This is a genomic window from Agathobaculum sp. (genome assembly GCF_050946325.1).
GTDB lineage: Bacteria > Bacillota > Clostridia > Oscillospirales > Butyricicoccaceae > Agathobaculum.
In genome coordinates, this window is sequence record NZ_JBMNUP010000055.1 from 1 (window position 1) to 10519 (window position 10519).

Genomic DNA, 10519 nt, shown 5'->3' on the forward strand with positions numbered 1-10519 from the left:
CAGCGAGAAATATACGGTGGACGACCATGAGGAACGGGACATCCACATCTACTACAATTTCGTCGGTTACATCGAAGTTTGAACTTGTCATTCTTTATGCGAAGTGAACTAAACAGAAGTAATCCGCTGATTCAAAACCTGTTTTCTCTGGGTGGCGTAGACAGCATTAACCTGCTTGCCGGACAATAATGAATAGAAAACTTTCCAACGCCAGCGAAATTTGCTATAATGACATCAGTAACCTGTAAAGGAGGGCGGTGTCATTGTCTATCGGTGAAGTGATTTCCATAGATCGTTTGGAAGAACTGATAGAACAATATAAGGCATTTCTAATCCGCACGGTCAGCGAAATCACGGGGCGCTATGTATCTGTGGAGCACGATGACGAATTTAGCATTGCGCTATCCGCTTTTGCAGAGGCGGTTGAGCGATATCAACCGGAACGGGGTGCATTTTTATCGTTCGCTAAACTTGTCATTCAAAGTCGTCTGCGCACTTATTTTGCTCGGGAAAATCGTCATGCAAACGAGGTCTCACTGGAGGCGCTGCACGAAAACGGGCAGGATTTCTCAGCTCCAGAAAGGGATGAGAAAGCAGATCTTTTGCAGGAAATCCATCTTTTCCAAGAAGAACTTGCCATATTTTCTCTTGATTTGGAAGTGTTGGCCGACTGTGCACCAAAGCATCAAGATACGCGGGAACGTGCAATTGATATAGCCGAGAGGGCCAGCGAATCTCCTGAAATTGTTCGTGAGACATATCGGAAGAAAAAACTACCGGTGCGTCGGGTTTCCAGATTTTGTGATGTCACAGAAAAAATTGTAAAAGGAAGCCGGCAGTTTATTCTTGCCGCCATGTTGATTTTTTTCAAGAACTTTTCCATACTGCTGCATTGGGTTAAAGGCGGGAGGTGTACCCGTGATTAAAAAGGTCATTGTTTTGGAACTGAAGGATGATTATGCTCTTGCAATGGAAGAAGGCGGCGGCATCATCCGAATTCAACGCAAAAACGGCGTCTTTGTGGGAGACAAAATCTATGTTCTTCCGGAAGATGTGATGCAGGATAAACCAATGGCTGCGGTCGTTCCTTTTCCCAGCCATGAATCTCAAGAACGAGAGGGGTTATCAGCGAGCCGTAAGAGGCCTGCGAAGACGCGGACCCGTCTGCTCGGTGTAGTTGCTATGCTGGCCATTGTAATAACGATGTTGCTGCCGCAAATGTCATTCAATGCATATGCGATGGCTTCTTTCGACGGTCCATCCTGTATTCAAATTGAGCTTGACAGGTATGGACGTATTCTCCGTGCGGATTCGCCCGATGGTTCTGTTTCGGCAGAAGCACTTTCTGTTTTGAAGGGCAAAAACATAAAAGATGCTAAAATAGAAATATCCAATCTATGTGGTTCCGAAGATGTTCTAATCGGATATGCCCTTTTAGATCATCGCGTTGACGATAAGAATGATAAAGTTGCGCAAACAATACAGGCACTGTTCAGCAGAGCACCGGCGGTATATCTGCAGGGAAAAACAGACGATATCCATGCAGCTAAAAATCAATCCGTTTCTTTAGGCAAATATCTTTTGGAGCAAATGGATGATGATGAATTGGAAGATATTCTGGCTGATTTACCCATAGCAGAAATTGAACAGCTTGTTCAGGAGAAGGCCGAATGGATGGATGAGGATTTGCATGAGAAAATAGAGGAGTACAAAGAAAGTTTAACCGATGAAAAGAACAACGACGAAGATGACAATGATATAGAAGATAACGAGCAGTCAGAAACACCCGAGCAATCCGATGATTCGGATGAACAGGAAGATGCTGCAATACCAGCAAATAAACAGCCTGAACGAGCAGAATCGAGTACCGAATATGAGGATAATGAAGACCCCTCTGAAGATCCTGAAGCGGATTCGGAAGAAAATAATTCTGATGAGGAAGATAGCGATTCTTGAGTGGACTGTTCTATATCAATGCAAATCTTGCTAAAAAGCCAGCAGAGCGTTGCTGCTCTGCTGGCTTTTATTTTTGCTGCTGCGGATGCACCTTTCCCTCTGTCCGGCATTTCAGATCGATAACGACAACCTCAGGAGGATTAAAAAAACGCGGTTTCCAGTCACGCAGCAGACCGCGGCCTACAATTCCTGTCATGCTGTTGATATGATATTCTCCGCCGGCATATTTCGGAAACAAACCTTGATTCGGGGCGATGAGGCCGTTTAAAAGATACGGGATGCGCCATTGACCGCCATGCGCGTGCCCACAAAGAACTAAATCAAAGGGATACAAGGCGTAACTTTCCATATACTCCGGCCGATGCGCAAGCAAAATATGAACGGTCTCATCCGGCAGCTTGCTGATTGAGGATAAGGTATTCAGATACGCATCCCCGCTCCCGTAGGCGCGCGGTGTTCGGCTGCCATAGCATGCAGGATCTTCCAGTCCACTGACAGTGCAGCGCACGCCGGTTATCGTGATTTCATGCTGCTCATTCTGCAAAATGTTTATGCCATACGCACGAATCATGTCAAAGATGGCCTCTGGTTCGTCGGACCAGTATTCGTGATTGCCGGAAACATAGTAACACGGCGCAAGAGCTGTAATTTGCGCGAACAAACGCTGTGCGCCTTCCCAAGGCGCTTTGTCATCTACCATATCGCCGCACAAAAGAATCAAATCAGGATTTGCCTGCTGAATACGCCGGATCAACGGCTGTTGATCTGCTCCATAACAATAACTGTGCAGATCGGACAGCATCACCAGGCGTATTTCCTGCCCTGCCTCTATTTTGGTGCTTTCTATTGTATAGTATCTTGTTTCAAGTCCGCACTGTAAGCCGGCAATACCGATGCCGATACTGCCAAGCAGTATTGCAGCGCCAAGACGTTTTTTGCTGCCCATAACGATAAAATCCCCTCTGTAAAAAAGCGCAGGCGGTAAATATAGCCGCCTGCGTCCTTTTATTCGCACGTTATCCTGCTTTCTGCGCTGCATGAACTGTCATTTGCTTGGATTTGATAAAAACACTCAACTTTTTGTAGGCAACCATCGTGATAAGCGTTAAGATAGAGCCCTTAATCAGGTTGAATGGCAATACTCCGACTAACAGGTAGGCCGCCATGCCGTTAATCGAAGGATTGACTTCTGCGCAAACGGCCAATATCGTTTCTATCGGCATACCGACAGCCGCATAGAACGGAATAATCAAAAAATAGTTGGTCAGCATCGCCATGCCCGCCATTGCAACAGTACCCAGCAGACAGCCGACAACTGCCATTTTGCGGCTCTTATGCGCATGATAAACAAGAACAGCAATGATGATTAGTGTGGACAGCATCAGAAAATCTGCCAGTTCGCCCGAGCCGCCGGTTTGTGTTTGCGTCAGGTGAATCAGGTCCTTAATCAAAACCATTGTAATGGCAGGGCCAATGCCAAAGATAAACGCCCCAATCAGCACAACTGCACCGGAAAGATCCACCTTTAAAAACGGGGGCATCAGCGGCAGCGGAAATTCAAAGTACATCAGTACGGTTGCGATTGCTGCGAAAATCGCAGTGTAGGTAATTTTGCTTGCTTTTGTCATGTTTGTCGTCTCCTTTGTGAAATAAGGAGTTCTGTTTGATTGGGTAAAAAAAGCCCTTGGATATAAATATCCAAGGGCGCGCAGACGTACCGAAATACACCTGTTTCTTCCATCCGGACTATAACCGTCGGTTGGGATTCACACCCATCATGCCTTGCGGCTCGCAGACTATCGGGAACAGCGCCCGTATACTGCCGGTGGAGACTTTCACTCCGCCCTGAAACAGAACTGATTAAGTTGTTATCTTCATTATAGTGCGGCAAAAGGATCTTGTCAATGGTTATCTGAAAATTGTTGCAAAGCAGCCGCAATCTCTTCGCGTGTGCCAACAGCATTGATGAATTCCAGCAAGGCATTGGCGGTCATGTGCTCAGGTAAAGAAAGCATATGCAGCAATTGCTGCCGACGCGCAGCACTTCCCGCCCCTCCCGAAAGCCCCCATGTATAAAAATCCGCTTTTGTAATGGGGCGATCATCTGCACATCTGTCAGCAGGCTGAGAAGAAAGAATCGTCGCTCCTGCACGTCTTAATGCCTGCTCAATAATAGCAGGAGACATGCCCTCTACCCCCAGCTTTCCTTCTTTGGAGGCATGGCTTTTGCGCCGCTCTTTTCCTGCAACATCAGGAATATATGCCTGTTTTATACGATCGGCCGGCAGCGCTCCCTTCAGGTAGTTTCGGATAACAAAGCCGGCGCCGTCGCTGTCAGTCAGAATAATCAGACCGCGGCTCTGCGCAATACGGCGAATCAGCTTGAGCTGGTCACGGTCGTTAAAAATACGAAAACCGCCGGTTTCCAGCACAACTGTATCGACCACTTGCTTCACGGTATTGATATCATAGCGGCCTTCCACTAAAATAGCTTCGCGGATACGGATCATTTTCTGCCCTCCTTCAGCGCAGAGGCCAGCGTGAGCAGACATAACTCGATTTGCTTTTGCTTGTCCGCAGCGCTGCTTTTCAGCGCCGTGTCGGTTTTGGCGCATTCAGAAGCAGCAATTCGGAGCCACTCCAACGAAACCCGCCGCGCCGCATTTTGAATCTGCCGGGCATAATAAGGTGATTTTGAACCGATCATTTCCATCAACACTTTCTCCCCTCCCCTTGCGGTATCGCATAGTTTGGCAGCGTAAAGCCGCTGAATATGGCGTGTAATCGTGGTGAAAATCATCACTTCATTATTTTTTTGCGCAATTAATTCTCCAACCAACGCAACCGCTCTGTCAAACTTTCCTGCTGTGATTGCATCTGTCAAATCGAATACCACAGCGTCAAGTACGGGCGAGCATACGGAATCAATGTTATATTTCTGGATTTCTCCTGTTGTGCTATGGCTGGCGGCCTTTTCGATTTCTCCTGAAAGGTTGGTCATCGAATTACCGCACAGAAAAATCATATATGCGGCATTATCCGGCGTAATTGTGCATCCCAATGCCCGCACCTGGCGCTCAATCCACGCGACCAGTTCACGTTCTTCCAAATGGGAAAACTCAACAAAACACGCATTTTTTTCGAGCGCTTTATACAGCTTTGTACGTTTATCCGGCTTACCCTCCAGAATATCATAATAGAACACCAAGCATACATATTCCGGCAAATCAGAAAGCTGTTCCAACAAAACATCCGCAAAGGCGGCAGGCGGTTTAAACAAATCAAAATCCCGCACGATAATCAGTTTTTTTTCTGCCATCGCTGGGTAACTGTCAATTGCTTCGCTGAGCTGTTCGGGCGTCAGCCCCTTGCCTTCAAATTCAATCAGATTAAAGTCGGCAAATGCCGGCTCAACGACCTGTTTTTTCAATTCATTCAGGTAATATTCTTTGAGATAAGTCTCCTCACCGGAAAAAATATAGAGCGAGGAAAACGTACCATCCTTTAGATCCCGCGTCAGCCTTGTCCGGCCGGCGGGCTTGCCTTTTTCTACTGCCATTGTGCTTCCTCCTTTTTATAGCGTATGCACAGCTCACCGGTCAAATATGGACTTTGTGTTGGAATACCTTCATATGCGGGCAAGAATTCTTTGGAGCCGGCTTGTATGATCAGTTTCTCGGCCTTCGTCAGACAAAGCGTTTCGCGAAGCAGCGCATCATCTTCCAAATTTCGCTGCGCCAGCACAACGATTGGTGCAGTATACTGCTCCCCCGTTTGCCAAAAAGCGGAGAGTTGTTTTTGTGTTGGGCTGTGCAGCACCAATACCTGCCTGCCAATCAGTACCCCTAATTTTCCCGCAGTAATTGGAAAAGCTGTGACAGGAACGCTTTCCGTGTTTAAAACCGTTTTTTCTTCGACTGGTGTTGCTGGCGCGCGATCAAGCAGGTCGAGAATTTCTGTATTATGTTTGGTTTTCCGGCATTGCGCAGGCATCCAGACGGACTCGACCGCCGTATGGTTGAAAAGCGCTGGCAGATCGCGGGCGTGTCCCTTATCCGCTGCGGTTAATATCAGTGTGTCTATCTTGCGCACGCCATGCCAACGCATCCATTCCTGCACAGAGGCAGCGGCATCGTGATAGCCGCCGTCTCCCGCGCAGTCAACCAGCGTGGTATGCTGCTGCGCAGCATCGGATACCAGAATTGCCTGTCCGGTTCCGCATGGCAAAAAAGTAATCGTGTAGTGACTGTTCTTATCGTAAACACCCACTGCGGTAAGCGCAGCAACAGCAACACAAACCACCGGCAGAATGATTTTCCACTTTACACGTTTTCCGATCAGCAACCAAAGCCATAGCGCACCCATGGCAGATAATAAAGCCGCCACAAAAAAACCGTCCTGCCCGCTTACAAGCCCAAACGGCAAACCTGCAACCCATTCTGCGATAGCAATCATCGCACCCAGCAGCACCTCTTCCACTTTTGCCAGCGCAGGCACGGCTATCGGAAGAAAACGGGCGCACAGGCAAAGAAGGAAACCGGCAATAAAACAGATTGAGGTGATGCCTGTCACCAGCAAGTTGCTGAGCACAGATAAAACAGAAACATATCCAAATGCGGTCAGCAAAATGGGAATCGTAAACAACATGGCACAGACCGAGCAGGAAATCGCCCCTGCGCCAATCGCAGCCACTTTTCTGAAAAATCTGCCGCATTTCTGGAAGGGGCGGGATAACCGACGCTGCATTTTTCCAGAAAATAGAATCAGGCCAAGCGTTGCCATGAAGGAAAGCTGCAAACTCAGGCTTGCGATTGCATACGGATTTATAACCAAAAGCAGGGCCAACGCAACAAAAAGAGAATTCAGACTGTTGGCCTCCCGCCTGCAAAGGAACGCACCGGCCGTAATCAAATACATCACTGCCGCGCGAATAACAGACGGCGTTGCACCTGCAACAGGCACAAACAGTAAAATCATTGGTATGGACAGCACAGTACCGTATTTTCGGCCAAACAGCAAATAGCAAAAAGCTACCAGAAAGCCAATATGCAAACCGGATACTGCAACCAGATGGCTCAGCCCGGCGATGCGGAGAGAAAGTGCGTCATCTCGGTCAAAACCAGACTTATCACCAAGCAAAAGCGCATTTAACAGACCAGCCTGCCGCTCAGGCAGCGCCTTCCGGACAGATTCCTTGCAAAATCTTGCAATACGCTGCGGCAAAAAGCGAAGTGTTTGGCGCTCAGTCGGAAGCAGAGAGAATTTTTTGGGCGCACCTTCCTCGTTTTTTGCGTAGGAGGATGCAATAAAGCAGCCGTCAGCCGCTTGATAAGACGCACGGTCAAATCCTTCCGTTTGTCTGGGAAGATAAAACTGCACCTGAACCGCCACACGGTCTCCTGCGAGAAGCGGCTCATCGGTAAGCGGCAAATAGCATAGGGTACAAAATGAACGAGGCAGCCCGACTGCACGATCAATTGAGAGTTCTGCGCGCTGGTTTTTTTCATAAACGGATGCATCCTGCATTACTGTTGCGGTAATGAGACGGCTTTGGCCTTCTAAATCGCGAATGGGGTCCACAACTATCATGTTGAACGCAGCAAAACCGGAAAGAGCCAACGCAGCGGCTGCCAGCATGCTCAGCACAGTAAACAGGCGGGTTCGGAAAATCGCAAATCCAGCGCCGGCAAGAAAGACAGACAGAAGCAGCAGGCATATATGAAAATTAACCGGAATTCCAAGGCAGACCGCCGCATACAGCGCACCTGCCGCGGCCGGAACCAGATAAACCAGCGGTCGCGCAAACATTCTTCTTCCCTCCTTCGCCAAACTGCAATATAGTATCAGAAAAAAGAAGTGGCATGAATACTACCGCCACTTCTGAAAATTTCACATCATCCGATGATTTGCGGTACCGTACCGCATACAAATTCCATTATTAGTATAGCACAGCCAAGCCGCAGGGCGCAAGTCAGGAATACATTCATAAAAAGCCGCGCAACAGGATGCTGTTGCGCGGCTTGATATTTTGTATGCGGAGAATTGGGTAACGCCATCAGCCCGGAGGCCAGGTCATATCCCGACCTGCAAGCACATGAAAATGCAGATGAAACACACTTTGGCCAGCCTGTTCTCCAATGTTGGACACAACGCGGAAACTATCCAGCCCTTGTTCGCGAGCAATCTTGGCGATTGCTTCAAAACAATGCGCTACAATCGCGCTGTTGTCCGCATCAACTGCGGCAACAGACGCAATGTGCTGTTTGGGGATCACCAGGAAATGGGTAGGCGCTTGCGGGTCGATGTCATAAAAGGCGTAGCACCATTCATCCTCATAGACCTTTTTAGACGGAATTTCGCCCGCGATGATTTTACAAAACAAACAGTCAGACACAGCAGCTGCCCCCTTTCTGTTTACAGTATAGCCAAATTAAAGCAGCGCGTCAACAATATTGTTAACGGCTTCCAGCGCATCTTCCAGCTTGGCGATATTTTTACCGCCGGCTGTCGCGCTGTCCGGGCGTCCGCCGCCGCCGCCGCCAACAATTTTAGCAACTTCCTTGATAATCTTGCCTGCATGCGCGCCCTTCTTCACAGCCTCTGCGCCGCAGACACAAAGGAGATTGATCTTTTCCCCGTTAATACCGGACAGAACAGCAACCATATTGGGCGCCTTTTCCTTAATGTCATCGCCCATGGAGCGCAGAATTTCAGGCGTTACATCCTCCAGCTTTGCAGCCACAACATTGACACCCTTAATATCACGGGATACGTTGAACAAATCGACCATCTGCATCGACGCAAGTTTACCGTTGAGCTTTTCGATTTTCTTCGACATGTCACGAATCTCAACCATTGTCTGCTCCACCTTGGAGAGCAGCTCGTTGGGCGAGGTCTTCAGTGCGGCAGCGGTGTCGGCAATGATGTGCTGACGATCGTTGAGGAATTGCAGTACCGCTTTACCAGTAAGTGCTTCAATGCGGCGCACACCAGCAGCTACAGACGCCTCGCCGATGATTTTGAACATACCGGCCTTGGCAGTGTTGTCCAAGTGCGTACCACCGCAGAACTCAACGGAGAACCCTTCGCCCATGTCGACAACGCGAACGGTATCGCCGTACTTTTCGCCAAACAGCGCAATGGCACCGCGCTTTTTCGCTTCCTCGATCGGCAGCGTTTCGGTAGAGATACAGTAACCGGACAGAATCGCATCATTTACAATGTTTTCCACCTGCATCAGCTCCTCCGCTGTGACCGCGGAGAAATGGGTAAAGTCAAACCGCAGACGATCCGGCTCAACCAGCGAGCCGGCCTGATGCACATGATCGCCCAGCACGCTGCGCAGCGCGGTATCCAGCAGATGGGTAGCGGAATGCGCACGCATAACGGCCGCACGGCGCTGTGTATCAATCTGTGCGCGAACCACATCGCCCAGCTTGAGTACGCCCTGAACGACCTTGCCGTAGTGCATATACTTGCCGCCCTTGTTTTTCTGAACATCTGTAACTTCAAAGCAGCACGGCTTGTCTCCATCTATCACAATCTGACCATGGTCGGCTACCTGACCGCCCATCTCAGCATAAAACGGGGTTTTGTCCAGCACAACGATGCCCTCTACGCCGGTCATCATTTCTTCCGCCTGCTCGTTTTCCACGACCAGCGCAACAACCTTTGCATCGGTCAGCGTATCATGTTCATAGCCATCAAAGACGGTTTCGGGCACATCCTTGCCGAATTCAACACCGGCCCAGCCCAGATCGCCAAGCGCCTCACGCGCCTTGCGCGCACGCTGACGCTGCTCTTCCATCTGCTTGTGGAATTCTTTTTCATCCAGCGTCATGTCCTGCTCTTATACCATTTCAAGGGTCAGGTCAATCGGGAAGCCATAGGTGTCATAAAGCTTGAATGCATCTGCGCCAGAGAACACTTTTTCGCCCTTTTCCTTGTGTCCGTTCAGCATATCATTAAAAATACGCAGACCGCCGTCAATCGTGCGGGCAAAATTTTCTTCTTCCACACGGATGACCTTCACAATATAATCCTGCCGCTCACGCAGCTCCGGATAATGGCCTTCGTTTTCATGGATAACCGTATCGCACACCTTGTACAGGAAGGGCTCGTTTACACCCAGCAGCTTGCCATGGCGTGCGGCGCGGCGCAGCAGACGGCGGAGCACATAGCCGCGTCCTTCGTTGGAGGGCAGCACACCGTCACAAATCATAAACGTGGCCGAGCGAATATGGTCGGTAATCACGCGCAGAGAAACATCGGTCTTATCGCTCTCGCCGTAGTGCTTGCCGGCGATCTCGGAAACCTTATTGGTGATGTTGCGGACCGTATCGACATCGAACAGCGAACCCACGCCCTGCACCACGCAGGCCAGACGTTCCAGACCCATGCCGGTGTCAATGTTCTTTTGCTTCAATTCGGTATAATTACCGTTTCCGTCATTGTCAAACTGGGAGAATACGTTGTTCCATACCTCCATATACCGGTCGCAGTCGCAGCCGACGGTGCAGCCCGGCTTATGGCAGCCATATTCTTCACCACGATCATAATAGAT

At 49.3% G+C, this 10519-nt stretch carries 9 protein-coding genes, 2 pseudogenes and 1 riboswitch; of the genes and pseudogenes, 2 read left to right on the forward strand and 9 right to left on the reverse strand.

The features are described from left to right. The first annotated feature begins 263 nt into the window (after positions 1-263). Both ACOYIE_RS05980 and ACOYIE_RS05985 read left to right on the forward strand, forming a co-directional pair. The gene (locus ACOYIE_RS05980) at positions 264-926 is read left to right on the forward strand and encodes a sigma factor (protein ID WP_433411372.1); all 663 of its coding nucleotides are present in this window, start codon (positions 264-266) and stop codon (positions 924-926) included. Beyond that, positions 919-1956: an anti-sigma factor domain-containing protein gene (locus ACOYIE_RS05985; RefSeq protein ID WP_433411374.1), complete on the forward strand. Its 1038-nt coding sequence runs from the start codon at positions 919-921 to the stop codon at positions 1954-1956. Before ACOYIE_RS05980 ends, ACOYIE_RS05985 begins: the two co-directional genes overlap by 8 nt. Before the next feature lie 67 nt (positions 1957-2023). Here ACOYIE_RS05985 and ACOYIE_RS05990 read toward each other — a convergent pair whose 3' ends face one another. The 9 genes and pseudogenes from ACOYIE_RS05990 to ACOYIE_RS06030 all read right to left on the reverse strand — a co-directional run. Beyond that, on the reverse strand, positions 2024-2902 hold the full coding sequence (locus ACOYIE_RS05990) for a metallophosphoesterase (protein ID WP_433411376.1): 879 nt from the start codon (positions 2900-2902) through the stop codon (positions 2024-2026). Between the two features lie 70 nt (positions 2903-2972). Next, positions 2973-3584 carry an ECF transporter S component gene (locus tag ACOYIE_RS05995; protein ID WP_433411378.1) on the reverse strand — a complete coding sequence of 204 codons (612 nt, stop codon included), beginning with the start codon at positions 3582-3584 and terminating at the stop codon, positions 2973-2975. Between the two features lie 97 nt (positions 3585-3681). Next, a riboswitch (FMN riboswitch) is annotated at positions 3682-3813 on the reverse strand. A 44-nt stretch (positions 3814-3857) separates the two neighbouring features. Continuing rightward, entirely contained in the window at positions 3858-4466 is a 609-nt protein-coding gene (locus ACOYIE_RS06000; protein ID WP_433411380.1) for a toprim domain-containing protein, read from the reverse strand. After that, positions 4463-5515 carry a DNA polymerase III subunit delta gene (gene holA, locus ACOYIE_RS06005; protein ID WP_433411382.1) on the reverse strand — a complete coding sequence of 351 codons (1053 nt, stop codon included), beginning with the start codon at positions 5513-5515 and terminating at the stop codon, positions 4463-4465. Before holA ends, ACOYIE_RS06000 begins: the two co-directional genes overlap by 4 nt. Beyond that, positions 5506-7044 carry a ComEC/Rec2 family competence protein gene (locus tag ACOYIE_RS06010; RefSeq protein ID WP_433411386.1) on the reverse strand — a complete coding sequence of 513 codons (1539 nt, stop codon included), beginning with the start codon at positions 7042-7044 and terminating at the stop codon, positions 5506-5508. The genes holA and ACOYIE_RS06010 overlap by 10 nt, the downstream gene beginning before the upstream one ends. A 276-nt stretch (positions 7045-7320) precedes the next feature. Then, positions 7321-7764 (reverse strand): annotated as a pseudogene (locus ACOYIE_RS06015) (DUF4131 domain-containing protein); the annotation flags it as partial. A gap of 247 nt (positions 7765-8011) precedes the next feature. Further along, positions 8012-8350: a histidine triad nucleotide-binding protein gene (locus ACOYIE_RS06020; protein ID WP_433411384.1), complete on the reverse strand. Its 339-nt coding sequence runs from the start codon at positions 8348-8350 to the stop codon at positions 8012-8014. Positions 8351-8386: 36 nt separating this feature from the next. Beyond that, positions 8387-9427, reverse strand: a complete 1041-nt coding sequence (locus ACOYIE_RS06025; protein ID WP_433411388.1) for a DHHA1 domain-containing protein — start codon at positions 9425-9427, stop codon at positions 8387-8389. Continuing rightward, positions 9413-10519, reverse strand: a pseudogene (locus ACOYIE_RS06030) (alanine--tRNA ligase-related protein); the annotation flags it as partial. The pseudogene ACOYIE_RS06030 and the gene ACOYIE_RS06025, both read right to left, overlap by 15 nt.